Origin of the sequence: Aeromonas sp. MdU4, from assembly GCF_041929505.1 — a bacterium.
Lineage (GTDB): Bacteria > Pseudomonadota > Gammaproteobacteria > Enterobacterales > Aeromonadaceae > Aeromonas.
On the sequence record NZ_JBHFMW010000004.1, the window covers coordinates 35,469 to 61,549 of the forward strand.

Below are 26,081 nucleotides of genomic sequence, written 5' to 3' on the forward strand. Positions count from 1 at the left end.
TGTGGAAGTCTATACCACCGAAGAACAACAGGTTGAGGTTATCAAGGAGTGGTGGAAAGAGAACGGGACCTCGGTAATTGCCGGGACCGTGATCGGTCTGGTTGGTCTGTTCGGCTGGCGCTACTACAACCAGTACCAGCAGGAAACCATGGAGGCCTCCTCCCAAGCTTACAACCAGGTGATTACCCAGCTGGCCAAGGGCGATGCCGCCGGTTTCGAGCAGGCTCAGCTGTTTGTCTCAGCCAACAAGGGTGACTCTTACGCCGAGCTGGCTGCCCTGCAGCTGGCCGCTGCCGCCGTCAAGGCGGGCAAACTGGATCTGGCTGCCGAGCAGCTGACCCTGGTGGCCACCAGTGGTGACGAGAGTATTCGTCCCATCGCAGCGCTGCGTCTGGCCCGGGTGCTGAGTGATCAGGGCAAGGCCGACGAGGCACTGGCCAAGCTGGCTACCATCCAGAATGACGCCTTCAAGGCTCAGGTGGCCGAAGCCCGTGGCGATGTGCTGCAAAAGCAGGGCAAGACCGAAGAGGCCCGTGATGCCTATCAGGCAGCGGCGGATGCCGGTGGCCTGCAAGGTAGTCAGGAACTCAAGCTGAAAATGGACGATCTGGCCCTGTCGGCCGTTGCGACTGGTGAGGCACCGGATGCGTAATCTATTCAAAATGGTGGTGTTGGGGGCTGCGGTCTCCTTCGCCTTGCAGGGTTGCTCCCTGTTCAGTTCGGAAGAGGATCTCAACCCGATGGCACCGCTGCCCAAGGTTGAATCTGCCTTCACGGCCGACACCGCATGGTCATCAACCGTGGGTGATGGCATCGGCAACTTCTACTCCCAGCTCAAGCCGGCAGTGGAAGATGAGCGCATCTATGCAGCAGCCCGTGACGGCGATGTGACCGCGTTTGATCGGGCCAGTGGTGATCGCCTCTGGACCGTCGATCTGGCCGATCTGCCGGTCAACGCTGACAAGCGCAGTGCCCGCCTTTCCGGTGGTCTGGTCTCCCGCTATGGCAAGCTGTTCCTCGGCTCCGAGAACGGGGTGGTCTACGCCCTGAACGAAGAGAACGGTGAAGTGCTGTGGCAGACCAATGTACCCGGCGAAGTGGTGGCGAGCCCCGCAGTGGAAGATGGTCGGGTGGTGGTGCTGACCACCTCCGGTCGCCTGATTGCACTCGATACTGATGAAGGCAAATTGCAGTGGACCCTCTCCGAAGAGCAACCACCGCTGACCCTGCGCAGTGCCGGTGCCCCGGTGATCACCAATGGCGCCGTCATTTACGGTCGTGCCGATGGCAAGGTGGGCATCGCCCTGCTGAGCAATGGCCAGCCGGTGCGCCAGTCCAAGGTGGCCGACCCGCGCGGTGCCACCGAACTGGACCGTATGGTCGACGTTGATGCCAGCCCGCTGATCGCCGGTGATGAGCTCTATGCCATCGCCTACAACGGTCAGCTGATGGCGCGCAAGCTGATGACTGGCGACGAAGTGTGGAAGCGCAAGTATTCCGGTTATCGCGATCTGGCGATGACCGGCAATGCCATCGTGCTGACCGACAGCCGCAGCCATCTGTTTGCCATCGATCGTCGCAACGGTCTGGAGCTGTGGTCCAACACCCAGCTGGAGAATCGTACCGTCACTGCACCTGTCATCTTCGGTGACTATGTGGTGGTGGGTGATGTGGAAGGATACCTGTATTGGCTTGATCGTACCGATGGGACCATCAAGGCGATGCAGCAGCTCGATAGCAGTGGTCTCTATGCCGCCCCGCTGGTGGATGGTGACACCCTGTATGTGCAGAGCCGTGACGGCAAGTTGTACGCCCTCAAGCGTCCTTGATCGTCCGATAATGTGAATATCCGGCTCCTGGTCTTCGGACCCGGAGCCTTTGTCGTCTTGAGAATGAGGCTTTTATGACTCCTGTAGTAGCCCTGGTGGGCCGCCCCAACGTGGGGAAATCCACCCTGTTTAACCGCTTGACCCGTACTCGGGATGCCCTGGTTGCCGATTTTCCCGGTTTGACCCGGGACCGTAAATACGGTCAGGCGAAGTTGGGCGAGCTGGAATTTATCGTGGTCGATACCGGCGGTATCGATGGCACCGAAGAGGGGATCGAGCTGAAGATGGCCGAGCAATCCCTGCTGGCCATCGAGGAAGCGGATGTAGTGCTGTTCATGGTGGATGCCCGTGCCGGTTTGACCGCAGCGGATCAAGCCATCGCCGAGCATCTGCGCAAGGCCCACAAGAAGGTATTTCTGGTGGCCAACAAGACCGACGGTATCGACGGTGATTCCGCAGTCTCCGAGTTCTACGGTCTGGCGCTGGGCGAGGTTTACCAGATCGCGGCCGCCCATGGTCGTGGCGTACTGAGCCTGCTGGAACTGGCCCTGGCTCCCCATCTGGAGACCCTGGTCGACGCGGCCACCGATGAAGATGCGCAGGATGAGGAAGAGGAGGACTTCGACGAAGAAGCCCTGCTGCGCATGGTGGCTGCCGGTGATCTGGATACCAAGGAAGATACCAAAGAGACCCCGTTTGCCGACCTGCCCATCAAGTTTGCCATCGTCGGTCGCCCCAACGTCGGTAAATCTACCCTGACCAACCGCATGCTGGGTGAAGATCGGGTCATCGTTTATGACATGCCCGGTACTACCCGTGACTCCGTTTACATTCCGATGGAGCGTGACGAGCAGAAGTATGTGGTCATCGATACCGCCGGTGTGCGTCGTCGTGGCAAGGTGCACGAGACGGTGGAGAAGTTCTCCGTCATCAAAACCCTGAAAGCCATCGAAGATGCCAACGTCTGCCTGCTGGTTATCGACGCCCAGGAGACCATCACCGATCAGGATCTCAGCATCCTCGGCTTCGTGCTCCACTCCGGTCGCTCCGTGGTGCTGGTGGTCAACAAGTGGGACGGTCTGGATCAAAAGGTGAAAGAGGATGTGAAGAACGAGCTGGATCGTCGCTTGGGTTTCATCGACTTTGCTCGCGTCCACTTCATCTCCGCCCTGCACGGTAGCGGTGTTGGCCACCTGTTTGAATCCATTCAGGAGGCTTACCAGTCCGCGACTCGCCGCACCAGCACGGCGATGCTGACCCGCATCATGCAGATGGCGCAGGAAGATCACCAGCCGCCAATGGTCAATGGTCGCCGCGTCAAGCTCAAATATGCTCACGCCGGTGGCTACAACCCGCCGCGTATCGTGATCCACGGCAACCAGCTCAACGACTTGCCGGACTCCTACAAGCGGTATCTGATCAACTACTTCCGCAAGTCCCTCAAGATCATGGGCTCGCCGATCCGGGTCGAGTTCCAGGAGTCGGTCAACCCGTTTGAAGGCAAGAAGAACACCATGACTCTGAGTCAGGAACGTCAGCGCAAACGCCTGCTGAAAATGAAGAAGAAATAAGTCCTTGCGGCTGCCCTTACCGGCAGCCGCTTTGTTATCCCCGCGGCGCAAGGTGTGGGATGAGGGAGGGGGATCTGGCATGGGCATTCCCATGCCAGATCCACTTTACGAGGAGTTGATAATGCAAGCCCCGCTTTGTCCATCATGCCAGGCTGAACTGGATACTCGCAGCAAGGAGCAGACCTGTGGTCAGTGTCAGGCCCATGTTCGCGTCACGGCCATCTGCCCTACCTGTCAGCAGGAGCTGGAGCGGCTCAAGGCATGCGGTGCAGTCGATTATTTTTGTAATCACTGCAATTCGCTGGTCTCCAAGCGTTCAGTGCATTTCTGCGCCGCCATCCAGCCAGTCTGAGTAAAATGCAGAGCATAAAAAACCCGGCTAATGCCGGGTTTATGCTGTCTGCTCTGCGATAAGCAGGGTATACGATCGATTTCTGCGCCACAGGTTGCGCTTGATGTCATTAAGCTTGAGTTTGCGTCTGGGGCTCCAGCCGCATTTCGCTTTTCTGACCAGACTGATTTTTCTACGTTTTTGCATCTTGGTCTCCTCCCAACTGGGTGGCCATCCCGGCCTTGGGTCATTGATGGAGCCCATCCGAAATTGCTGTTATTTAATCTCTCAACATAATGAAAACAATGCGATTTCGGATAGGCTCCGATGTGATCGGATGGTAACAGAGAAGTTTGTGTGAAAACAGCCGAATAATGGTTTGTTAGCGTATGGTGATCTGATTGACCACCTCGGCGATGATGGTGGGGCGCTCGACCAGCTCAGGTTCACTGTCGTTGTCGAGGGTTTCACGCTGGTGTGCCTTCTGCTGTTCGTTGTCGAGCCAGAGCAGGCTCTGGTAGTACTGGCGCACGTTGTTGACATAGTTGCGTGCCTCGCTGCCTCGGGCGTAGCCATAACGCACCTTGCGATGCCAGCGTGCCTGTTGCAGCAGTGGCAGTACCTCTTTTACATCGCTCCAGGCATCGGGGTTCTTGCCCAGATCCTTGGTCAGACGACGGGCATCCATCATATGGCCGTAACCGATGTTGTAGGCGGTAAGGGCAAACCACACCTTCTCGTCATCGGGCACGGAATCCGGCACCTTCTCCATCATCTGTTGCAGATAGAGGGCGCCGCCCTTGATGCTCTCTTCCGGATGGAGCCTATCGTTAACCCCCATCGCCTTGGCGGTGGGCTCGGTCAACATCATCATGCCGCGCACGCCGGTGTAAGAGCGGGCTTGCGGATCCCAGTGGGACTCTTGATAGCTGATGGCGGCGAGCAGGCGCCAGTCGATATTTTTGGCGTGGGTCTGGAACAGCGGTTGGTACTTGGGCAACAGGCTCTTGGCACGCTGCAGGAAGGTACGGGTATCGACAAAGTCAAAGTTCTGCACGTGGCCGAAGTACTTCTCGTCCAGCTTGGCAATGGCACCATCCATGAAGCGCTGTCCGAAGAAGTCGATGACGCTGGCATAGAGGCTGTCATCGGGCAGTTTGCTCATGGCCCACGCGACAGTCTGCTTCTGGGCCAGGGTCAACCCTTCAGTGAGCTCCGGGTAGTAGCGCTGGGTACGGGCCAGCACGGTATCCTGCACCACTGTGTAGTCAATCTTGCCATCCACAACCTGCTTGAGCAGCTCTTCGACATCTGCCTGGGTATTGGTACTCCACTCCAGCTGGGGGTTCTCCTGGCTCAACTCTTTGAGCAGGTCTTCACCGCTGGAGCCAGCAGCCACCACCAGCTTGCCTTTGATGTCGTTCAATGAGGCCGGTTTGGGTTTGCCATTGCGATAGACCAGCTTGGGCGAGACCTGATAGAAGCCAGGGCCAAAGCGGAACAGCTCGCGCCGTTCGGGGGTGACCATGATGGCGGCCGCAGCCAGGTCGAGCTTGCCCTTTTCCAGCAGGGCAACCAGTTCATCTGTGGTGTCGACCGGGATGATGGTGAGCTTCACCCCCAACCAGTCGGCGTAATTTTTCGCCAGCTCGTAATCGAACCCCTGAGCAAGGTCGTCACGCTGGTAATAGGAGGTGGGGCCATAGATGGTACCAACCCGGATCTCGCCGCGTTGGCGGATCTGCTCCAGCTGGCTGGAGGGGTTATAGAAGTCGCAGCCAACTTGCGTCAGCGTCAACAATAGCCCGATAAACAGTCGAAAAATGCATCGCAAGTAGGTGAGTACCCTTGTTGAAAAAATCGGCATTAGTCAAAAAAGAGGCACCTTTATACCAGAGAGTGTGCGCAGAGTCACACTGCACGAAATGAGAAAAACGTTTGTCCGCTGTGAGTCAGCTCCCTATAATACGCGCGTCTCAATTCCCCCCACTTCAAAACTTGGTGAGAAAGGTCATATGGATATCTTGCGTGGTGCCCCTGCACTGTCTGAGTTTCGTGTCCAAAAACTGCTGCAACGATTTGCGCAGATGAAACAGGAGAGAGGAGTAGAGATAGAGGATGTCTATGCCGAATACGTGCACTTTGCCGAGCTGGCAAGCCCGCTGTCGCCCCCGGAGCGAGCGACCTTGGGCCAGCTTTTGCGCTACGGCCCGACTATCCCCGAACACACCCCCAGCGGTCAGCTGTTTCTTGTTACCCCCCGTCCCGGCACTATCTCCCCCTGGTCTTCCAAAGCAACCGACATCGCCCACAACTGTGGCCTGAAACAGGTCAAGCGGCTGGAGCGCGGTATTGCCTATTACCTGACCATCAAAGGGCCGGGTGAGCTCAATGCTGCCCAACGCAGCGCCATTGCCGCCGTGCTCCATGATCGGATGATGGAAGTGGTGTTTGCCGAGATGGAAGCGGCGAGCGCCCTGTTTGCTCACCACGAGCCGCGCCCTTTTACCCAGGTGGATGTGCTGGGTGGTGGTCGCACCGCCCTTGCCGAGGCCAACGTGGCCCTCGGTCTGGCGTTGGCCGAAGACGAAATCGACTATCTGGTGGAGAACTTCACCAAGCTTGGCCGCAACCCCAACGACATCGAGCTCTATATGTTCGCTCAGGCGAACTCCGAGCACTGCCGCCACAAGATCTTCAATGCCGACTGGACCATCGACGGCGAGCAGCAGCCCAAGTCGCTGTTCAAGATGATCAAGAACACTTTCGAGCAGACGCCGGATCATGTCCTCTCTGCTTATAAAGACAACGCCGCCGTGATGGAAGGGAGCCAGGGTGGCCGCTTCTTCCCGAACCCGGCCAACGGCGAGTACCAATATCACCAGGAACAGGTCGACATCCTGATGAAGGTGGAGACCCACAACCACCCGACCGCCATCTCCCCCTTCCCGGGGGCGGCCACCGGTTCCGGCGGCGAAATCCGCGATGAAGGTGCCACCGGTCGTGGTGCCAAGCCCAAGGCGGGTCTGGTCGGTTTCTCCGTCTCCAACCTGCGCATCCCCGGCTTCGAGCAGCCCTGGGAGCAGGATTTCGGCAAGCCGAGCCGCATCGTCAGCGCTTTTGACATCATGCAGGAGGGGCCGCTCGGCGGCGCCGCGTTCAACAACGAGTTCGGTCGTCCGGCCATTCTCGGTTACTTCCGTACCTTCGAAGAGGAGGTGCCGAGCCACAACGGCATCGAGGTGCGTGGTTATCACAAGCCCATCATGCTGGCGGGCGGCATTGGCAATATCCGCACCGAACATGTCCAGAAAGGGGAGATCCCGGTTGGGGCTGCGCTGATCGTGCTGGGTGGCCCGGCGATGAACATCGGTCTGGGCGGCGGCGCGGCTTCCTCCATGGCCTCCGGCCAATCGGCAGAAGATCTCGATTTTGCCTCGGTACAGCGCGACAACCCCGAGATGGAGCGTCGTTGCCAGGAGGTGATCGACCGCTGCTGGCAGCTGGGGGACGACAACCCCATCGTCTTTATCCATGACGTGGGGGCCGGTGGTCTCTCCAACGCCATGCCGGAGCTGGTCAACGATGGTGAGCGCGGCGGCCGCTTCGATTTGCGCGCTATCCAGAGCGACGAGCCGGGCATGAGCCCGCTGGAGATCTGGTGCAACGAATCCCAGGAGCGTTATGTACTGGCGGTAGCGCAAGATAAGTTGCCGCTGTTCAAGGCGCTGTGCGAGCGCGAGCGTGCCCCTTATGCCGTGATTGGCACCGCGACTGAAGAGAAGCATCTGACCCTCTCTGACAGCCACTTTGACAACCAGCCCATCGATCTGCCGCTGGACGTGCTGCTGGGCAAGGCGCCCAAGATGCACCGCGACGTGGTGACCCTGCCTGCGCAAGGCAAAGCACTCCAGCTCGATGGCATCACCCTGAGTGACGCGGCCGAGCGGGTACTGCGCCTGCCGACCGTGGCGGAGAAATCCTTCCTTATCACCATCGGCGATCGCAGCGTAACGGGTCTGGTTAACCGCGACCAGATGGTTGGCCCCTGGCAGATCCCGGTGGCCGATTGCGCCGTCACTGCCGCCACCTACGACTGCTATCACGGTGAAGCCATGTCGATGGGCGAGCGTACCCCGGTCGCACTGCTCTCCCACGCCGCCTCTGCTCGTATGGCGGTTGCGGAAGCGCTCACCAACCTGGCGCCAACCCACATCGGGTCACTGAAGCGGGTCAAGCTCTCCGCCAACTGGATGGCCGCAGCCGGTCACCCGGGCGAAGATGCCGGTCTCTATGAGGCGGTCAAGGCGGTGGGTGAGGAGCTCTGCCCGGCCTTGGGCATCACCATCCCGGTGGGCAAGGACTCCATGTCGATGAAGACCCGTTGGCAGCAGGATGGCAAGGAGCAAAGCGTCACCTCGCCGCTTTCTCTGCTCATCTCCGCCTTTGCCCGGGTTGAGGATGTGCGCAACACAGTTACGCCGCAGCTGCGTACCGATCTCGGTGAAAGCGACCTTATCCTGATAGACCTTGGCAACGGCAAGCAGCGCCTCGGCGCCTCTGCCTTGGCTCAGGTCTATCGCCAGCTGGGTGACAAGGCGCCGGATCTGGACAACCCAGTCCAGCTCAAGGGCTTCTTCAACGCCATTCAGGCGCTGGTGGCCGATCGCAGACTGATCGCCTATCACGACCGCTCTGACGGCGGCCTGTTCGTCACCCTGACCGAGATGGCGTTTGCTGGTCACTGCGGCCTCGACATCCAGCTCGATCGCATCGGCGGCGAGCTGTTGCCTGCGCTGTTCAACGAAGAGCTGGGCGCCGTCATTCAGGTGCGCCGTGAAGACAAAGAGGCGGTGATGACCCTGCTGGCTGGTCACGGTCTGGCAGCCTGCTCCCATGTGCTCGGCACAGTGCGTGAGGGGGATCTCATCACCATGCAGCGTGCGGGTCAGGAGGTCTATCGTGCCAGCCGTACCGCCCTTCGCACCATCTGGGGCGAGACCAGCTGGCAGATGCAGCGTCTGCGTGACAACCCGGCGTGCGCCGACAGTGAGCACGCGGCCCGTCAGGACGTCACCGATCCGGGTCTGCATGCCAAGCTCAGCTACAACCCGTCTGAGGATGTGGCGGCTCCCTATATAGCCCGTGGTGTTTCTCCCCGTCTGGCGGTGCTGCGCGAGCAGGGGGTCAACTCCCACGTGGAGATGGCGGCGGCGTTTGACCGCGCCGGCTTTGCGGCAGTGGATGTCCATATGAGCGACATTCTCTCCGGTCGCATCAAGCTGGAGGAGTTCCAGACCCTGGTGGCCTGTGGCGGCTTCTCCTACGGTGACGTGCTGGGGGCGGGTGAAGGCTGGGCCAAGTCCATCCTGTTCAACGACAACGCCCGCGAGCAGTTCCAGCGCTTCTTCGAGCGCGGCGATACGCTATCTCTGGGTGTCTGCAACGGTTGCCAGATGATGTCGAACCTGCGGGATCTCATCCCGGGTGCCGATCTGTGGCCGCGCTTCGTGCGCAACCGCTCTGAGCGCTTCGAGGCACGTTTCAGTCTGGTGCAGGTGCAGGAATCCCCCTCGGCCTTCTTCGCCGGGATGGCGGGCTCGGTGATGCCCATTGCCGTCTCCCACGGGGAAGGGCGTGTCGAGGTGCGTGATGCCGCTCACCTGAACGCACTGCAGCAGAGCGGTCTGGTAGGGCTGCGCTTTGTCGATAACCGCGGCAGCGTGACCGAGCAGTACCCGGCCAACCCGAACGGCTCGCCGGACGGTATCACCGCCGTGACCACTACCGATGGCCGCGCCACCATCATGATGCCGCACCCGGAGCGGGTGTTCCGCACCGTGGCCAACTCCTGGCACCCGGACAATTGGGGCGAGGATGGAGCCTGGATGCGGATGTTCCGCAACGCCCGGGTTCGTCTGGGCTAATAACTACACACAAACAAAAACCGGCCCACGTGGCCGGTTTTTTTATGGCATCGCGCGACCTCAGGTCTGGCCGTGGCCCAGCTCATGGGGGGTGAAGTCCCCGCGATCGAGAATGCGCAGGCAGGCGTCCACCACCGCTGCATCCAGCTTGGTGCCGCGCAGTTCGATGATGTGGGCTCTGGCCTGAGGAATGCCGAGGGCGGCGCGGTAGGGGCGGTCCGATGACATGGACTCCACGATGTCGGCCACCGTCAGAATGCGGGCTTCCAGCAGGATCTGCTCGCCCTTGAGCCCCGCCGGGTAGCCGGAGCCGTCGAGATACTCGTGGTGCTGGTGGATCATCTGGGCGATGGGCCAGGGCAGGGCGACATCCTTGAGCACCTGGTAGCCAGCGATCGGGTGCTCCTTCACCAGATTGAACTCCTGTGGTGTCAGCCTGCCCGGTTTAGTGAGGATGTCGACCGGTACCTGGATCTTGCCGATATCGTGCACCATGGCTCCCAGATAAAGTCCCCGCAGCTGTTTTTCATCCAGCTTCAGCTCGCGTCCGATGGCCAGTGCCAGGGTCGCGACGTGTTTCTGGTGACCCGCGGTGTAGGGATCGCGCTGTTCGAGCACGGCAGCAATGGCACCGAGCGCATCTTCCAGTGCCAGCTCCAGTTGGCGGGCATGCAGTACCTTGTCACGTTGAGCGGCGAGATAGGCCTGCCGGGTGCTGCGGGCCTGCAGGCCATAGGCAAGGTAGTCAGCCAGCCCGCTGAATAAGCGCATCTCCTCATCCGTGAAGGTGTGGGCCTGTTCGCTATGAATAAGCAGGCCGCCGCGCAAAGTCGTGTGCCATTGTAGTGGTAATAGCAGGCGGGAGCGCAGGGTTGCTGAGTGGTGAACAAGTTCGGTGCCCAGCACCTCGTTGCACGTGGTGCCTTGGGTGATGACGTGGTGCAGAACCCGATCCCGGGTGAGCAGATCATCATTGGCAAACCAGACGGCGCTGCCCGCCTGTGCCATTACCTGTAGTTCTTGCTGGTCAGCAACTTCCTGCAGCACGGTCACAAGGGGAAAACGGCCATCGAAAGTAATGGCGTCACAGATCTCTTGCAGCAGCATCTGCTCATCGTCCTGCTCCAGCATGGCATGGTGGGCGCGGCCGATGGCCTCCAGTGTCCAGGTGTATTGCTGTAATCGCTCTTGCTGCTGTTTTTTCTCGGTGATGTCGTCGAAGAATACGCCGACCCCGATCACGGTGCCCAGTTCATCGCGCAGGGGAAACTTGGTAGTGCTTAGCCAGCGGTCCTCACCCCCCTTGAGATAGGGCTCTTCATGGCGCTGGGTCGCACCGCTGGCCATGACTTTCAGGTCGTCATCCCGATAGCGTTGGGCCAGCTCGGCCGGGAAAAAGTCGGTGTCGCATTTGCCTATGACCTGCTCCGGGGGAAGGGCAAGATCGTCAGCCAGCAACTGGTTGCAGGCGATAAAGACAGAGCGGGTATCTTTGAGCAGTACGCGGTAGGGCAACTGATCCATCACTTGATTAAACAGGGGAGAAGTCGCTGGCAAGGTGATGGCCAGTGGTTGCGGGGCGTCAGTGATTTGCTTTGACATCATTGGGTCTGCCTGGATCAGGTAGTGGTAAAGCGGTCGCCCGCTTGCCATACGGTGAAGCAGGCATCCACCACCTGCTCGTCATAATACACACCGGCATAACGGGTCAGCTCGGCGAAGGCCTCGGTCAGTGACATGGCTCGGCGGAAGGGGCGATGGGCCGTCATGGCGGCGAGAGAGTCGGCCACCCGGATGATCCGCGCTTCAAGACAGATAGCATCCCCCTGTAGCCCCTGCGGGTAGCCGCTGCCATCGATGTTTTCATGGTGCTGCAGCACTATGGTGGTGATGGGCCAGGGGAAGTCTATTTGTTGCAGGATCTCGCAACCGGCCTGCGGATGCTGCTTGATAAGTTCGAACTCTACGGGCCTCAGTTCGCGGGGGCGGGTGAGGATCTCTGCCGGGATCTGCAGCAGGCCGATATTGTGCACCATGGCTGCGAGACCGAGTCCATCCAGCCGCTCCTGAGAGAGTTGCAGATGCTGGCCGATGGCCAGCGCCAGGTCGTGCACGCGCCGCTCATGGCCTGCGGTGCTGGGATCCTTGTGGGCAATGGCGGAGGAGAGCGCCGCTATGGTTTGAAACAACAGGGTGCGCTGTTGCAGTTCACTCTCCTTGATGCGGGTGATGTCGACCAAGGCACCTATGGTGCCAGCCACTTCGCCTTGATGGTCATAGAAAATGTCCTTGAAGTTGAGCACCTGATAGCGTCGGCCACTGCGATCCAGCAGAAGGTGCTCGAAATATTGCGGTTGCCGGCTGCGCAGCACTTCTATATCTCGCCTGATGTACTCCTCAGCCAGCTCGGGAGGCAGGATTTCGTCCACCCGCTTGCCCAGCAGCTCGGCCTTGCTGATACCGGTGATCTGGGTGAAGGTCGGGTTACAGCTGATGAAACGCCCCTCGACATCCTTGTAAAAGACCGGGATGGGGATTGCCCTTAGCAGAGATTCGTTGAAGCGCTGCATGTCGACCAGCTCCGCTTGCTGGCGCAGGGCTAGCTGTTCGCTATCCCGACACAACTGGATGGCGCGCGCCAGGTTGCCAAGGATTGGACTGAACAGTTGGCAGAGTGGCTCACCCTGATGTTCCGGGTTGGGAGAGAGCAGCAACAGCAGATATCCCCCGTCGACCCTGAGACGATAGGCGAAGGGGTAAGAGCGGCTGCTTGGCAGTAGGAGGGGTGAGCGCAGGATGCATTGAGCGTCGTCGATGACCCAGGAGGGAAGTTTCACGGATTGCCCTTGATGCTGGAGCAACTGTTCGTCCCCGATCGCCTTGATGATCCTCTGCTCCCCGTGTGGCAACTGTTGCAGCACCACGCCGACCGGACAGGCACAGTGAAACATGAAACGCTGCAGTACCTTGGTTAGCAGGGCATCGAGGGTGACTTCGCGACCGATACAGAGGGCGAGATCACATACGATAGCCATGGCGTGGTCGTTGTTCATCGGAGCCCCTCTCCGTTACAGAGGATGGCGCCGTTGTGGAACAGGGGATAGTCTCCCGGCCGCAGGCTGCCAATTTCACCAAGGGAGAGGGCGCCGACCAACTCATGAGCACCGCTGTGGGCGAAGAGGGTCTCCAGCTCAAGCGCACTCTGCTCACCGAAGTGCTGTTGACGCCCGGCGCAGTAGTAGAGCTCGATGCGTTCAGGCACACCGTGCTGGCTGAGTTTCCCGGCCAGCTCGATGGCATGTGCGGTCGGACTTTGCGGCGCCTTGAGCAGCGTGAGGATACTGTGGTCAGGCACCTCTCCTACGCAGAGCAGCGCCCCCTCTTCGGTGACGGCGACCGGGATCCTCACGATGACGTCCCCATTGGCCCGCAGTAGCCCCAGTGGCAGGTGAACGCCGTACTGGTAGAACTGCTCCGGGGTGAGATGTTGCTGGAATTGCTGCCGGATCAGGGACTGGTAGCGGCTGAAGGCGGGCTCCCAGTCGATAAAGGAGATCTTGTTGCCCTCGCTGCTAGTGGCGAGCATGGGTTGGGCGGTGAGTTGATAGCCGTGCTCGAGCAGGGGATAGCTTTGATGAGGAAGTAGTGCGCAGCTGACCCCGTGATCCAGCAACTTATGATTGTCGAATAGACAGGGCATGGCTGTGAACTGGCCGCTGCCAGCATTGACGCCGGCATAGTTGACCTTGTCAGCCAGCCGCAGATAGATCCCCTCAAGGATGGAGGCGATGTTGGGGATCATGGCGTCGAAAGTGAGAAAGAGAGTGGGGGCTTTTTGTGGATCCGGCCATTGTGCGAGTCGGGAGGCCAGTTGTTCGCAGATAGTACCAGCAAGCTCATCGGCGCTCGCTGCATGGGGGAGCGGGATCAGTAGAGGGTTGTGTGATGTGGGGCGGGGCAGCAGCCAAGCTCCCCGATCATGAAAACCGTGCTGGCTGATAAGGCGCGGAAAGATGGCGCCACAGAGCTGGATGTCGACGTGCTGACACTGTTGCTGCAGTTCGGCCACGCACGCGGCATCCTGCTCGGCCAGCAACACATCGAGTCGTCCCCCTCGGTAAGGAAGCAGTGCATCGGTCAGTGGATGCGCATCAAATTGATGAAAATTAGGCTGCATCATCGCTCGGAACTCCATTCCTGCCAGTCTTCAATATATCAGCAAGGGGGCTGAGTGAATACCTGGCATTTTTTGATGAACAGCTATAAGCCATTATAAAGACGAACAAATTGGGTGCGGCGGTGTCCATCCAGTTTGTGGTGATGAAAAACCGGCCACTGGGGCCGGTTTTGATTGAGAGGTGATTGAGTTATTGCAGCACAACGTTCTGCAAGCCCTGCACCAGCGAGATGACGGGTTGGGGGTAGAGACCGAGCAATACCACCAGCGCTGCTGAGAGCAGCACCACCACGCCGCCGGAAGAGAGCGCCCAGTTGGCGCTGGCATCGCGCTGCTGCATGCCCGGTTCGCGCAGATAGAGGGTCACCATCACCCTGAGGTAGTAGTAGAGGCCTAGCGCACTGCCCAGGATGATAGCGGCGGAGAGCCACCAGAGCTGGGCCTCGACCGTCACACCGATGAGGTAGAACTTGCCGATGAAACCCAGCGTCATCGGGATACCCGCCAGAGAGAGCATCATCACGGTCAGTACGGCGGTCAGATAGGGGCGCTTCCAGAACAGGCCGCGATAGCTGTGCAGGGAGTCCGCATCTTTGCCGCGATAGGGGCTCGACATCATGCTGACGACACCAAAGGCCCCCAAGCTGGTGAATAGATACATCAGCAGATAGACCCCGGCTGCTTCAACCGGCATCTGGCCGATGCGGCTGGCAACGATTACCGCCAGCAGGTAGCCAAAGTGGGAGATGGAGGAGTAGCCCAGCATCCGCTTGATGTTGCTTTGCACCAGTGCCAGCAGGTTGCCGATAAGGATGGAGATGAAAGCCATGGCGGCCAGCAACCAGTGGATCATGGGATCGCTTGCGGCCGGTACGGCCAGATAGAAGCGCAGCAGTACGGCAAAGACGGCGACCTTGCTGACGGTTGCAAGGAAGGTAGCAACCGGTGCCGGTGCACCTTCGTAGACGTCCGGGGTCCAGAGATGGAAGGGCGCAAGGGAAAGCTTGAAGGCAAAGCCGACCAGCATCAGCCCAAGGCCGCCCATAAGCAAAGGATGGTGGGCCGGGCTCTGGACCAGAGTTACCCCCAGTGCATCAAAACTCAGGCTGCCAGCCTGGGCGTAGAGCAGAGCCATACCGAACAGCAGAAAAGCGGTGGCGGCGGCCGATAGCACCATGTATTTCACTGCGGCTTCCAGCGAGTGGCGCTCGCGATAGGCGTAACCGACCAAGCCGAACATAGGCAGGGTCAGCATCTCGATCCCGATAAACAGGGAAGCAAGGTGGCGGGAGCAGGCGAGCACCAGACCACCGGCCGTGGCGATCAGAAGCAGCAGGAAGAACTCCTCCCGGTTATCCGGGTAGGCTTTCAGCCATGACTGACCGAAGGTGCAGGTTGCCAGCGAGCCGATCAGCACCAGTCCCATATAGAACACAGCATAGCCATCGACCTGCAATAGCGGCGTAACCCCTTGCTCTCCCTGCGCTATCACGATGGGCAGGGAGAAAAGCGCCAGGTTGAGACCAATGATGGTGACGGTAAAGGCGGTAGTGACACAGCGGCGCCAGGCGATGGCCAGCATCAGGGCCGCCATGGCCCCGGTGGTCAGCAGCAGGGGAAGCAGTGCCAGCAGGTGGGAAGCGGAGAAAGTCATTGCAGAGCTCCAGCAGTTGGCAGCAGATACCAGTGCAGCACGTTGAGAAGGCTGCTGCTGGCGGTATCAATCACGGGTTGGGGATAGAGGCCAAGCAGTACCAGCAGGCCTGCAATCACCATCATCATGGTCAACTCGCGGCGATCAAGACCTTTCAGAATACTCGCGTCTTTGGCCGGGCCAAAGCAGGCGCGATGCAGCATGATGAGGGAGTAGACAGAAGCAAGCACCAAGCCGAAAGTGGCGATCGCAGTGATGACCGGGGCAACCTGGAAGCTGCCGACCAGGATCAGGAATTCGCCGACGAAGTTGCCAGTGCCCGGCATACCCAGAGAGGCGACCGAGAAGAAGAGCATTACGCCTGGCAGGTAACGCAGGCGCCCCCATAGGCCACCCATCTGGCGCAGATCTCGGGTGTGCAGCCGCTCGTAGAGCTGACCACACAGGATAAAGAGACCGGCGGCAGACAGCCCGTGGGCAATCATCTGTACTACGGCGCCCTGCAGAGCCAGTTCGCTGCCGGAGTAGATGGCGATCATCACAAAACCCATGTGGGAGATGCTGGTATAGGCCACTAACCGTTTGATGTCAGTCTGGGCAAAGGCCACGATGGCGCCATACACGATACCGATCAGGCCCAGCACCATGGCGTAGGGAGCAAATTCTGCCGAGGCTTCGGGGAACAGCGGCAGGGCGAAGCGCAGCAGACCATAGGCTGCGGTTTTCAGCAAGATACCGGCCAGGTCCACGGAGCCTGCAGTCGGCGCCTGACTGTGAGCATCCGGCAGCCAGCCGTGCAGCGGCACCAGCGGCATCTTGACGGCGAAGGCGATGAAGAAGCCCAGCATCAGCAGCCACTGTACGCCCTTGCTCATCGGGGTGTTGAGCAGGTCCAGATAGTTGAAGGTGAAGACACCGGTAGCATGCTGGTGGGTCAGCACCAGCCCGATGATGGCCACCAGCATGATAAGACCGCTCACCTGGGTGTAGATGAAGAACTTGGTCGCCGCGTTGATCCGTGATTTGCCGTCAGTGACCGAGTGGCCCCACAGCGCAATCAGGAAGTACATGGGAACCAGCATCATCTCCCAGAAGAAGAAGAAGAGGAACAGATCCAGCGCCATAAAGACGCCGAGCACGCCACCCAGGATCCAGAGCAGGTTGAGGTGGAAAAAGCCGATGCGTTGCACGATCTCTTTCCACGAGCAGAGGATCGCCAGCACCCCGATAAAGCAGGTGAGGATCACCATCAGCAGTGACAAACCATCCACTGCCAGATGCAGGGAGATGCCGAAGCGGGGGATCCAGGGCAGACGCCATTCGGCAGCCCATGGGGAGGCGGCACCCGTAACGCCCGCGCTATCGAGACCCATAGTGGCAAGCGAGAAATCACCACTTAGCCAGATGGCACAGGAGAGCAGCAGGCTGGCGCTCATGGAAAGAAGGGCAACCCAGCGGACAAACTGCCCGCCGAGACGCTCCATCTGCCAGCAGAGCAAGCCGCCGATGAAAGGAATTAACAAGATCCAGAGTAAGGTCACGGTATCAGCTCTCGTTCAAGTTCATGTGAGATTGCACGCCCTGTTCCATCAAGGTCAGCAAACAGCCCGGCTGTACGATTTTCGTGTGGTTCATCGCGTTTACCCCAGTAACAGCAGTGCCAGCACCAGTGTGGCACCGATCCCCATGGAGGCCGCATACCAGCGCAACTTGCCGGTGACCGTCCAGGCCAGCAGCTGGTTGCCACGCAGGGCAAACCAGGCGGGCAGTCCCATCATCCAGTCCAGCGGATCCTGCCCTACCAGACGGGTCGCCAGCAGATAGGGTTTGACCCACAGCTGGTCGTAGAGCCAGTCAAAGCCCCAGGCGTTGAGCCAGAGGGTGCTGAGCAGACGGCCCGGCGCGCTGTTGGCAATGGATGTGGCCAGACGGCGCTCACCAAGGAACAGGAACGCGGCCAGCGCTATGCCAGCAATGGCGATGAGGCCGGAAGTGATCTCCAAGGCGTGGCGACCCTCTTCGATATGGTCACCCGGGCCTGCGGGTAGTACCCCAGCCAGTGGTGGGGTGATCAGTGCCCCGATGCCGGTGGAGAGCACCAGCAGCACCAGCAGCGGCAGATGGTGAGCCAGACCGTGACCAGCATGTGCTTCTGTCTTGGCCTTGCCATGGAAGGCAATGAAGATGAGACGGAAGGTATAGAGGGAGGTCAGGAATGCCCCTACCAGACCGGCCCACAGCAGAGCGCTTTGGCCAGAGGCTTCTACTTGCCACAGGATGGCGTCCTTACTGTAGAAACCGGAGGTGACCAGCGGCAGCGCGGCCAGCGCCGAACCACCCACCAGGAAGCAGGCATAGACCAGCGGCAGGCTCTTGCGCAGGCCGCCCATCTTGAAGATGTTCTGCTCGTGATGGGTTGCGACGATAACGGCACCAGCGGAGAGGAACAGCAGCGCCTTGAAGAAGGCGTGGGTCATCAGATGGAAGATGGCCCCTTCCCATGCGCCAACACCGAGCGCCAGGAACATGTAGCCAATCTGGCTCATGGTGGAGTAGGCGAGGATCCGCTTGATGTCGGTTTGCACCAGGGCCGCAAAGCCTGCCAGTACTAGCGTAATAGCGCCAACCAGCCCGACCAGATGGAGGATCTCAGGGGCGAGCAGGAACAGACCGTGGGTACGGGCAATCAGGTAGACACCCGCGGTCACCATGGTTGCTGCGTGGATCAACGCGGAGACAGGCGTCGGGCCTGCCATCGCATCAGCCAGCCAGGTTTGCAGCGGCAGTTGGGCCGATTTGCCGACTGCGCCGCCGAGCAACATCAGGCAGGCGAGCGACAGGGCAGGGGAGCCTTCGGCAAACATGGTAGGAGCACGGACCAGCAGTTCGTGGATATTGAGGGTGCCCAATTCGCGATAAAGGATAAACAGACCGATAGCGAGGAACACGTCACCCACCCGGGTCACGATAAAAGCCTTGAGGGCCGCCGCGCCGTTGTTGCGATCCTTGTAGTAGAAGCCGATCAGCAGGTAGCTGCACAACCCCACCCCTTCCCAGCCGAGGTAGACAAACAGCAGGTCATCGGCCAGCACCAGAAACAGCATGCTGGCGATAAAGAGGTTGGTATAAGTGAAGAAGCGGGAGTAGCCCTCTTCCCCGCGCATATACCAGGAGGCAAACAGGTGGATGAAGAAGCCCACACCGGTCACTACGCCCAGCATAGTCAGCGACAGGCCATCCAGTGCCAGACTAAAAGTGGGAGTGAAGTGGCCCACTGCCATCCATTGCCACAGGCGCTGGACATAGACACCACCCTCGGGCGGGTTGGCCAGAAAGTCCATTCCGACCCAGAAGGTGGTGAGGGCCGACAGGCCAATGGAGCCAACCCCGATCAGGGCCGAGGTGCGCTCGCCAAACCGGCCAAGGGAGAAGGCCAACACCAGCCACCCCAGCAGCGGAAATAGAAAAGTCAGGTATAAGAGGCTCATCCGCGCATCTCGCTCACAGTGTCCACATTGAGGGTGTGGTAACGACGATAGAGCAGCAGTAACAGGGCAAGGCCAATACTGGCCTCCGCTGCTGCCAGAGAAATCACCAGTATGTACATGATCTGGCCATCGGCCTGGGCCCAGCGGCTACCCGCCACCACAAACGCCAGTGCCGACGCATTCATCATGATCTCTATGCTCATCAGGATGTAGAGCAGGTTGCGGCGGATCAGCAGACCGCATAAGCCGATGCAGAAGAGCACTGCGGCCAGCAGGAGGCCGTGCTCCATTGGGATTCCATTCATTGCTGACCTCCTTCTTGGGAAGTGCGGGAAGGTGTGCGAGGGACGGAGAGCACTTCGCCACTCTTCTCCTCACGACCCAGGTGATAGGCGGTAACCAGACCCGCCAGCAGCAGGATGGATGCGAGTTCTACCGCCAAGACGTAAGGGCCAAAGAGTGCGACACCGACCTGTTTGGCGGTGACCTCGGTTACCCCGAGCAGACCGCCAGTAACGCCGAGAATACCGTGGGCCAGAAAGCCGAGCAGGATCAAGGAGAGCAGGGCTGGGCCACCCCAAGTCATGGGGGTAAGCCAGTTCTTCTCTTGCGCCTGGGCACTGCCCAGGTTGAGCATCATCACCACAAACACAAACAGCACCATGATGGCACCGGCGTAGACGATCACCTGCAGAGCCCCCGCAAAAGCGGAGCCCAAGCAGAAGAAGATCATGGCCACGGCGATGAGGGAGATGATGAGATTGAGCAGCGCATGCATGGGATTGCTGGTGCTGATCACCCGCAGCGTACTGTAAATGGCCACCAGGGCCGAGGCATAAAATGCCAGTTCCATGATTGACTCCTCAGGGCAGCAGGCTCTTGACATCGATGGGTTTGGCTTCGTTTTCGGCATCTCCTTTCGGCTTGCCGTCGATGGCCATCCCGCTCATGCGATAGAAGTTGTAGTCAGGGTATTTGCCGGTGCCGCTTATCAGCAGATCTTCCTTCTCGTACACCAGATCCTGGCGGCGATATTCGCCCATCTCAAAGTCCGGTGTCAGCTGGATGGCGGTGGTCGGACAGGCCTCTTCGCACAGGCCGCAGAAGATGCAGCGGGAGAAGTTGATGCGAAAGAACTCCGGATACCAGCGACCATCTTCCCGCTCGGATTTTTGCAGCGAGATGCAGCCGACCGGGCAGGCGACAGCGCAGAGGTTGCAGGCCACGCAGCGCTCGTCGCCGTCCGGATCGCGGGTCAGCACGATGCGACCGCGATAGCGGGGCGGCACATAGACCGCTTCTTCCGGGTAGTTCAGGGTTTCACGAGGCCGCCAGGCATGGGAGAAGACCATGGCCAGACTGCGTAACTGGGTGCCAACACCCTGAATAATGCTAAATATTTTCATCTCGTGCCTCACTACACATTCATCAGCACTACTGCCGCAGTGACCAGCATATTGATCAGGGTCAGCGGCAAGCAGACTTTCCAGCCAAACGCCATTACCTGGTCAAAGCGCGGGCGAGGCAGGGAAGCCCGCAGCAGGATGAAGAACACCATGAAACAGGCGGTCTTCAGAGCAAACCAGATGAAGGGTGGCAACCAGGGGCCATGCCAGCCACCGAAGAAGAGGGTCACGATGAGCGAGGAGACCAGCACAATGCCGATATATTCGCCCACGAAGAAGAGACCCCACTTCATCCCCGCATACTCGATGTGATAGCCATCGGCGAGCTCTTGCTCGGCCTCCGGCTGGTCAAACGGATGACGGTGGGTGACGGCGACACCAGCAAACAGGAAGGTGACGAAGCCCAGAATTTGGGGTACCACGTTCCACAAATCTGCCTGTGCCTCGACGATATCCCGCAGGTTGAAGCTGCCGGTCTGGATCACGATCCCCATCAGCGACAAGCCAAGAAACACCTCGTAGGAGAGGGTCTGGGCCGAGGCTCGCAGGCTGCCAAGCAGGGAGTATTTGTTGTTGCTCGACCAACCGGCGAACAGCACCGCATAAACAGCCAGCCCCGCGATGGCCAGGATGTAGAGTAGCCCTACGTTAAGATCCGCTACACCCCAGGTGGGAGTAATGGGTACCACAGCAAATGCCAGAATAAAGGCAGTAAACGCTATGATGGGGGCCAGGATAAAGATCCTGCGATCGGCGAATGGCGGGATCCAGTCCTCCTTGAAGAACATCTTGACCATGTCGGCTGCCAGCTGCAGCAGGCCAAACGGGCCAACCCGGTTGGGGCCGTAACGGTCCTGCCACAGTGCCAGCAGGCGGCGTTCAATGAAGCTCATGAAGGCGCCAGCCCCCACGATCCCCACCAGCACGATCAGTGCTTTGCCGACCTCCAGCAACAGATCGATCAGCGAGTAGTTCATGCGATGACCTCCTGCAGGTTAGTGAGATAAGCCTGTTGCAGTGCGGTGGGCAGGCCGTTTACACCCAGTGGCAGACCGACCAGTCCCTGGTTAAGCTGTTCGCTCAGGCGCAGACGCAGTTGCCAGTGGCTACCGCCCCAGGAGAAGGAGACCTGATTACCGGCATGCAGTGCCAGACGCTGTGCATCAAGGGGATTGAGCACCAGCTCGGGTTCGTTCATTCGGGCCTGAATAACCGGGCTGCGAGCGGAGAGCTCCTCGCCGCCAAACAGCTGGGCATAGTTGACCACCAGCAGTGCCTCTGCTGCCTTGAAGGGAGCGGGGATAGTAGCAAACCAACCAAGGGTATCCTCTGTCGCCTCCAGCAGGCGGCGGCCAGGATCCCCAGCGCGCAGTTTGCCACCCACCTCATCCTGGAACTTATTCCAGGCGGAAGGGGAGTTCCAGCCCGGTGCCCAGGCGAACGGTACCTGTGGTAGAGGCTGGCGGGCACCGGCATACCCTTCCATAGAGAAGTTGAAGGGGGAGTCGGGATCCTGCGCTACCCGTGGCTCGCTGACGTTCTGATCCGCCAGCATGGAGGTGCGGCCGCTGTAGCGGTGCGGTTCGCGGGCCAGCCGCATGCCACGGATCCGCAAGCCTGCGTTGGGCGCCGCTTCCAGCATGGTGGCCAGCAGCGGGTTGCTGGTGGCGCAGTCATGGTTGATCTCATCGAAGTTTTGCCAGCGCAGAGATTTTTGCTCAAGGGCGCCTTGTAGCGCCGCCAGCCAGCGCCACCCTTCACGTACCTGAATATCTGTGTTGTAGAAGGCCGGGGCATAGACCTGGAAGAAGCGCTGGGCGCGACCTTCCATGTTCACTAGGGTGCCGTCGGCTTCGGCAAAGCTGGCGGCCGGCAGGATCAGGTCTGCCTGTTGCGCAGTCTGGGTATCCTGATGATCGATGACCAGCAGGTGTTGCAGGCGAGCCAATGTCGCATCCACGCGGTTGCGCGGTGCGCGGCGATAAAGATCGTTCTCCAGCATCACCAGCGCCAGCTTCTCTTGCGCTTCGATGCGCTCGAAAGCTGCCTCAAGCGGTGCGCGAGCGCCCAGCATGGCCAGGCCCAGCGAGTTGGCCTCTTGGGCCACCAGTGCGATGCTTGTTTCCTGACCCCGACCCTTCAGGGCGCGAGCAATATTGCCGGCCGCTTCAACCAGCGCTACGCAATGGGCTCCGGAGCCTGCGATGATCAGCGGCTTCTTGGCGTTGCCCAGCAGTTCGGCCCAGCGGGCAGCTTGTGCCTGCTGCTCGGCAGAAAGATCAGCAATTGCCGGTGCCGAGTTGTCGAGCTGGTGGGCAATGGCAAAACCAAGGCGTGCCTGATCGGTATAGGGGGCGTGCAGCTTGTCGGCGGCGATGTCATCGAGACGGGTGCTGTCCAGACTGGTGATCAGTAGCGGATAGCGCTCGTTCTGGCCGAGAGTCTGTACGGCGGCAACTTGCCACAGATCCACCTTCATCTTGCGAGCCAGTTCGCGGGCTTTGCCCTTGACGGCTTGACGCAGGGCCAGCGCGATACGGGCCGCACTCATGGTGACATCTTCGCCAAGCACCAGGATGGCATCGGCCTCCTCCATATCGCGCAGGCTGGGTGTCGATACGCCACCATGCTGCAAAATCTGCAGCATTTTCTGTTGGCATGCCCACTCGGCCTGTTCAACACCGGCATAAAAGTTGTCGGCCCCAACCAGCTCGCGCAGGGCGAAGTTGCTCTCCAGCGAGGCGCGGGGCGAGCCAATGCCGATCACGCCAGCGGCGGTGCGCAGGGCATCGGCGGCGCGGTTGAGGGCGCCATCGACCGTGATGGCCAGTTTGTCATGGCCATCTTTGAGCAGCGGTTGGCGCGGACGATCGGCCCGGTTGACGTAGCCGTAGCCGAAGCGGCCGCGGTCACAGAGGAAGTAGTGGTTGAGGCTGCCGTGGAAGCGGTTTTCGATGCGGCGCAGTTCGCCATAACGTTCACCCGGGCTGATGTTGCAACCTACCGAGCACTGTTGGCAGATACTGGGGGCAAACTGCATGTCCCATTTGCGGTTGTAGCGTTCGGAGTGGGTCTTGTCGGTAAAGACGCCGGTGGGGCAGACCTCCACCAGGTTGCCGGAAAATTCGCTTTCGAGAGTGCCATCCTCGACCCGGCCGAAGTAGACGTTGTCGTGAGCACCGTAGACGCCGAGATCCTCGCCACCGGCATAATCCTTGTAATAACGGACGCAGCGATAGCAGGCGATGCAGCGGTTCATTTCATGGCCGATGAAAGGGCCGAGATCCTGATTCTGGTGGGTGCGTTTGGTGAAACGGTAGCGACGGCTGTTGTGGCCGGTCATCACCGTCATGTCTTGCAGGTGGCAGGCTCCACCCTCTTCACACACCGGGCAGTCGTGGGGGTGGTTGGTCATCAGCCACTCCACCACGCTTTTGCGAAACTCTTTGGCCTCTTCATCCTCGATGGCTATATAGCTGCCATCGGTGGCCGGTGTCATACAAGACATGACCAGACGGCCACGTTTGTCATCGGCATTCTGATACTGTTTAACCGCGCACTGGCGGCAGGCTCCCACGCTACCCAGCGCCGGATGCCAACAAAAATAGGGGACGTCCAGACCCAGTGACAGACAGGCTTGCAGCAGGTTATCTGCCCCGTCTACCTCATACTCTTTGCCGTCTACATAAATGGTTGCCATACAACTTCCCTGAAACCTGTTTTGTGAAATCGGTGGTTTTGTTACCAGCGTTCGCCCAGTAGATTGGGTTGGATCCCTTTAAATGGCTTGTGGTTGTCACCCGCGCCCTTGATCCCGGCCTCGAATTCAGAGCGGAAATATTTGATCGCGCTGGCAAGGGGTTCGACAGCTCCCGGCGCATGGGCGCAGAAGGTTTTGCCAGGGCCCAGGAAATTGCAGAGCTGCTCCAGCGTTGCCAGATCGCCGGATTGCCCCTCACCACGTTCAAGTGCACGTAGCAGCTTGACGCTCCAGGGCAGGCCGTCGCGACAGGGAGTACACCAGCCACATGACTCGCGGGCGAAGAACTCTTCCATGTTGCGCAGTAAGGAGACCATGCTGATGGTGTCATCCACCGCCATGGCGAGGCCTGTTCCCATCCGGGTGCCTACCTTGCCGATGCCAGCGGTATACATCTGGGCATCCAGGTGTTCCGGCAGCAAAAAGCCGGTACCGGCCCCGCCTGGTTGCCACGCCTTGAGGCGATAGCCGCTCTTCATGCCTCCCGCGTATTCTTCAAACAACTCGCGGGCGGTGATGCCAAAAGGCAGCTCCCATACCCCCGGATTATTGACCTTGCCGGAGAAGCCCATCAGTTTGGTGCCGTGATCTTCCGAGCCGGGCAGGGCCAGCCCCTGATACCAGGCAACCCCGTTGCCGATAATGGCGGGCACGTTGCAGAGGGTCTCGACGTTGTTGACGCAGGTGGGTTTACCCCACACGCCGGAAACGGCGGGGAAGGGGGGCTTGGCGCGCGGGTTGGCGCGGCGCCCTTCCAGCGAGTTGATGAGTGCGGTCTCTTCACCGCAGATGTAGCGACCGGCGCCGGTGTGGACAAACAGCTCGAAATCAAAACCCGAGCCCAGAATGTTCTTGCCAAGCAGACCCGCAGCTTTTGCCTCTTCTACCGCACGACGCAGGTTGATGGCGGCATCCACATACTCGCCACGCAGGAAGATATAGCCACGATAGGCTTTGAGCGCTCGGGCCGAGATGATCATCCCCTCGATCAGCAGGTGGGGCAGTTGCTCCATCAGCAGCCGATCTTTCCAGGTGTTGGGCTCCATTTCGTCGGCGTTGCAGAGCAGGTAGCGGATGTTCATGCTCTCGTCTTTGGGCATCAATCCCCATTTCACCCCGGTGGGGAAACCTGCGCCACCACGTCCCTTGAGACCCGCTTCCTTGACGGTGCTGACGATCTCTTCCGGGCTCATCTGGCCTAGGGCCTTGCGCACCGCGTCATAACCCTGCTTGGCCTGATACTCCTCCAGCCAGACCGGCTGGCCGTCGTCACGCAGCCGCCAGGTGAGCGGATGGGTTTCAGTCGCACGCGGGGTGTGGTTGGCGGTGCCAAAGGAGGTGAGGATCTTGCTCTGTTGCAGGCTCATGGGTAAGCCTCCAGGGTTTTCAGCAAGGAGACGGGGTCGAGTCCGCCATAGGTGTCGTCATCGATCATGATGGCTGGCCCCTTGTCGCAGTTGCCCAGGCAGCAGACCGGCAGCAAAGTGAAACGCCCATCAGGTGTTGTCTGGCCAGGAGCGAGGTTCATTACCTCTTTGAGACCAGCCAGCAACTCTTCGTGGCCGTTGATGTAGCAGACCATGCTGTCGCAAACCCGAATGACGTGGCGACCGACCGGTTGACGGAAGATCTGGCTATAGAAGGTGGCGACACCCTCAACATCACTGGCAGGGATACCCAATTCGGCAGCGATGGCATGAATGGCACCATCGGGTACCCAGCCACGGGCTTGTTGCACGATCTTGAGCGCTTCAATACTGGCGGCGCGGGGATCTTCGTAATGATGTTTCTCATGTTCGATGGCATCGCGTTCAGCCTGACTCAGGACAAAGTCGTCCCGTTTGCTGCTGCAAGCACCTTGCCCCTTGGGGGTCTGATTATTGTGACACTGACATTGCTGGCTCATGACTTGACCTTTTGTGGCTTGTCCTTTTACTG

At 59.8% G+C, this 26,081-nt stretch carries 20 protein-coding genes; 5 read left to right on the top strand and 15 right to left on the bottom strand.

Features of this window, described 5'->3' with window-relative positions:
- Window position 1: 1 nt before the first annotated feature.
- From ACE1BR_RS02605 to ACE1BR_RS02620, 4 genes are all read left to right on the top strand, one after another.
- Complete coding sequence (locus tag ACE1BR_RS02605) at window positions 2-652, top strand: YfgM family protein (protein WP_374867363.1); 651 nt, start codon at window positions 2-4, stop codon at window positions 650-652.
- Complete coding sequence (gene bamB / locus ACE1BR_RS02610) at window positions 645-1,829, top strand: outer membrane protein assembly factor BamB (protein WP_374867365.1); 1,185 nt, start codon at window positions 645-647, stop codon at window positions 1,827-1,829. The genes ACE1BR_RS02605 and bamB overlap by 8 nt, the downstream gene beginning before the upstream one ends.
- Before the next feature lie 74 nt (window positions 1,830-1,903).
- Window positions 1,904-3,400, top strand: a complete 1,497-nt coding sequence (der, locus tag ACE1BR_RS02615; protein ID WP_374867367.1) for a ribosome biogenesis GTPase Der — start codon at window positions 1,904-1,906, stop codon at window positions 3,398-3,400.
- 121 nt (window positions 3,401-3,521) lie between these two features.
- Entirely contained in the window at window positions 3,522-3,752 is a 231-nt protein-coding gene (locus ACE1BR_RS02620; protein WP_374867369.1) for a zinc ribbon domain-containing protein, read from the top strand.
- A gap of 39 nt (window positions 3,753-3,791) precedes the next feature.
- On the opposite strand, the gene ACE1BR_RS02625 is transcribed toward ACE1BR_RS02620, so the two are convergent.
- Complete coding sequence (locus ACE1BR_RS02625) at window positions 3,792-3,938, bottom strand: hypothetical protein (protein WP_374867371.1); 147 nt, start codon at window positions 3,936-3,938, stop codon at window positions 3,792-3,794.
- A 175-nt stretch (window positions 3,939-4,113) separates the two neighbouring features.
- Window positions 4,114-5,598 (bottom strand): membrane-bound lytic murein transglycosylase MltF, encoded by a 1,485-nt coding sequence (gene mltF, locus ACE1BR_RS02630; RefSeq protein WP_374867373.1) that lies wholly within the window; start codon window positions 5,596-5,598, stop codon window positions 4,114-4,116.
- A gap of 148 nt (window positions 5,599-5,746) precedes the next feature.
- Here mltF and purL point away from each other — a divergent pair, with 148 nt between their 5' ends.
- Window positions 5,747-9,658 carry a phosphoribosylformylglycinamidine synthase gene (purL, locus tag ACE1BR_RS02635; RefSeq protein WP_374867374.1) on the top strand — a complete coding sequence of 1,304 codons (3,912 nt, stop codon included), beginning with the start codon at window positions 5,747-5,749 and terminating at the stop codon, window positions 9,656-9,658.
- Between the two features lie 60 nt (window positions 9,659-9,718).
- On the opposite strand, the gene ACE1BR_RS02640 is transcribed toward purL, so the two are convergent.
- The 13 genes from ACE1BR_RS02640 to nuoE all read right to left on the bottom strand — a co-directional run bounded on the left by ACE1BR_RS02640 (window position 9,719) and on the right by nuoE (window position 26,049).
- Window positions 9,719-11,260 carry an HD domain-containing phosphohydrolase gene (locus ACE1BR_RS02640; RefSeq protein WP_374867376.1) on the bottom strand — a complete coding sequence of 514 codons (1,542 nt, stop codon included), beginning with the start codon at window positions 11,258-11,260 and terminating at the stop codon, window positions 9,719-9,721.
- A gap of 17 nt (window positions 11,261-11,277) precedes the next feature.
- Entirely contained in the window at window positions 11,278-12,711 is a 1,434-nt protein-coding gene (locus tag ACE1BR_RS02645) for an HD-GYP domain-containing protein (RefSeq protein ID WP_374867378.1), read from the bottom strand.
- Window positions 12,708-13,838 carry an FIST signal transduction protein gene (locus ACE1BR_RS02650; RefSeq protein WP_374867380.1) on the bottom strand — a complete coding sequence of 377 codons (1,131 nt, stop codon included), beginning with the start codon at window positions 13,836-13,838 and terminating at the stop codon, window positions 12,708-12,710. The genes ACE1BR_RS02645 and ACE1BR_RS02650 overlap by 4 nt, the downstream gene beginning before the upstream one ends.
- A 187-nt stretch (window positions 13,839-14,025) precedes the next feature.
- Window positions 14,026-15,489, bottom strand: coding sequence for an NADH-quinone oxidoreductase subunit NuoN (nuoN, locus tag ACE1BR_RS02655; protein WP_374867382.1), 1,464 nt, complete (start codon window positions 15,487-15,489; stop codon window positions 14,026-14,028).
- Window positions 15,486-17,030 carry an NADH-quinone oxidoreductase subunit M gene (gene nuoM, locus ACE1BR_RS02660; protein WP_374867384.1) on the bottom strand — a complete coding sequence of 515 codons (1,545 nt, stop codon included), beginning with the start codon at window positions 17,028-17,030 and terminating at the stop codon, window positions 15,486-15,488. The genes nuoN and nuoM overlap by 4 nt, the downstream gene beginning before the upstream one ends.
- Before the next feature lie 99 nt (window positions 17,031-17,129).
- Window positions 17,130-18,977 carry an NADH-quinone oxidoreductase subunit L gene (gene nuoL / locus ACE1BR_RS02665; RefSeq protein WP_374867386.1) on the bottom strand — a complete coding sequence of 616 codons (1,848 nt, stop codon included), beginning with the start codon at window positions 18,975-18,977 and terminating at the stop codon, window positions 17,130-17,132.
- Entirely contained in the window at window positions 18,974-19,282 is a 309-nt protein-coding gene (gene nuoK, locus ACE1BR_RS02670; protein ID WP_005337247.1) for an NADH-quinone oxidoreductase subunit NuoK, read from the bottom strand. The genes nuoL and nuoK overlap by 4 nt, the downstream gene beginning before the upstream one ends.
- A complete protein-coding gene (gene nuoJ / locus ACE1BR_RS02675; protein ID WP_374867388.1) occupies window positions 19,279-19,830 on the bottom strand; it encodes an NADH-quinone oxidoreductase subunit J in 552 nt (183 codons plus the stop codon). The genes nuoK and nuoJ overlap by 4 nt, the downstream gene beginning before the upstream one ends.
- Window positions 19,831-19,840: 10 nt before the next feature.
- Window positions 19,841-20,383, bottom strand: coding sequence for an NADH-quinone oxidoreductase subunit NuoI (nuoI, locus tag ACE1BR_RS02680; protein ID WP_374867390.1), 543 nt, complete (start codon window positions 20,381-20,383; stop codon window positions 19,841-19,843).
- Window positions 20,384-20,394: 11 nt separating this feature from the next.
- Window positions 20,395-21,360: an NADH-quinone oxidoreductase subunit NuoH gene (nuoH, locus tag ACE1BR_RS02685; protein ID WP_374867392.1), complete on the bottom strand. Its 966-nt coding sequence runs from the start codon at window positions 21,358-21,360 to the stop codon at window positions 20,395-20,397.
- Window positions 21,357-24,083: an NADH-quinone oxidoreductase subunit NuoG gene (gene nuoG / locus ACE1BR_RS02690; RefSeq protein WP_374867394.1), complete on the bottom strand. Its 2,727-nt coding sequence runs from the start codon at window positions 24,081-24,083 to the stop codon at window positions 21,357-21,359. The genes nuoH and nuoG overlap by 4 nt, the downstream gene beginning before the upstream one ends.
- Before the next feature lie 41 nt (window positions 24,084-24,124).
- The gene (gene nuoF / locus ACE1BR_RS02695) at window positions 24,125-25,510 is read right to left on the bottom strand and encodes an NADH-quinone oxidoreductase subunit NuoF (protein ID WP_374867396.1); all 1,386 of its coding nucleotides are present in this window, start codon (window positions 25,508-25,510) and stop codon (window positions 24,125-24,127) included.
- Window positions 25,507-26,049: an NADH-quinone oxidoreductase subunit NuoE gene (gene nuoE / locus ACE1BR_RS02700; RefSeq protein WP_374867398.1), complete on the bottom strand. Its 543-nt coding sequence runs from the start codon at window positions 26,047-26,049 to the stop codon at window positions 25,507-25,509. Before nuoE ends, nuoF begins: the two co-directional genes overlap by 4 nt.
- Window positions 26,050-26,081 lie beyond the last annotated feature (32 nt).

What these genes read in the sequence shown, in the direction of transcription:
- bamB (WP_374867365.1), top strand. Translation starts at nt 645, where the DNA reads ATGCGTAATCTATTCAAAATGGTGGTGTTGGGGGCTGCGGTCTCCTTC.
- der (WP_374867367.1), top strand. Translation starts at nt 1,904, where the DNA reads ATGACTCCTGTAGTAGCCCTGGTGGGCCGCCCCAACGTGGGGAAATCC.
- ACE1BR_RS02620 (WP_374867369.1), top strand. Translation starts at nt 3,522, where the DNA reads ATGCAAGCCCCGCTTTGTCCATCATGCCAGGCTGAACTGGATACTCGC.
- ACE1BR_RS02625 (WP_374867371.1), bottom strand. Translation starts at nt 3,938, where the DNA reads ATGCAAAAACGTAGAAAAATCAGTCTGGTCAGAAAAGCGAAATGCGGC.
- mltF (WP_374867373.1), bottom strand. Translation starts at nt 5,598, where the DNA reads ATGCCGATTTTTTCAACAAGGGTACTCACCTACTTGCGATGCATTTTT.
- purL (WP_374867374.1), top strand. Translation starts at nt 5,747, where the DNA reads ATGGATATCTTGCGTGGTGCCCCTGCACTGTCTGAGTTTCGTGTCCAA.
- ACE1BR_RS02640 (WP_374867376.1), bottom strand. Translation starts at nt 11,260, where the DNA reads ATGTCAAAGCAAATCACTGACGCCCCGCAACCACTGGCCATCACCTTG.
- ACE1BR_RS02645 (WP_374867378.1), bottom strand. Translation starts at nt 12,711, where the DNA reads ATGAACAACGACCACGCCATGGCTATCGTATGTGATCTCGCCCTCTGT.
- ACE1BR_RS02650 (WP_374867380.1), bottom strand. Translation starts at nt 13,838, where the DNA reads ATGATGCAGCCTAATTTTCATCAATTTGATGCGCATCCACTGACCGAT.
- nuoN (WP_374867382.1), bottom strand. Translation starts at nt 15,489, where the DNA reads ATGACTTTCTCCGCTTCCCACCTGCTGGCACTGCTTCCCCTGCTGCTG.
- nuoL (WP_374867386.1), bottom strand. Translation starts at nt 18,977, where the DNA reads ATGAGCCTCTTATACCTGACTTTTCTATTTCCGCTGCTGGGGTGGCTG.
- nuoK (WP_005337247.1), bottom strand. Translation starts at nt 19,282, where the DNA reads ATGAATGGAATCCCAATGGAGCACGGCCTCCTGCTGGCCGCAGTGCTC.
- nuoJ (WP_374867388.1), bottom strand. Translation starts at nt 19,830, where the DNA reads ATGGAACTGGCATTTTATGCCTCGGCCCTGGTGGCCATTTACAGTACG.
- nuoI (WP_374867390.1), bottom strand. Translation starts at nt 20,383, where the DNA reads ATGAAAATATTTAGCATTATTCAGGGTGTTGGCACCCAGTTACGCAGT.
- nuoH (WP_374867392.1), bottom strand. Translation starts at nt 21,360, where the DNA reads ATGAACTACTCGCTGATCGATCTGTTGCTGGAGGTCGGCAAAGCACTG.
- nuoG (WP_374867394.1), bottom strand. Translation starts at nt 24,083, where the DNA reads ATGGCAACCATTTATGTAGACGGCAAAGAGTATGAGGTAGACGGGGCA.
- nuoF (WP_374867396.1), bottom strand. Translation starts at nt 25,510, where the DNA reads ATGAGCCTGCAACAGAGCAAGATCCTCACCTCCTTTGGCACCGCCAAC.
- nuoE (WP_374867398.1), bottom strand. Translation starts at nt 26,049, where the DNA reads ATGAGCCAGCAATGTCAGTGTCACAATAATCAGACCCCCAAGGGGCAA.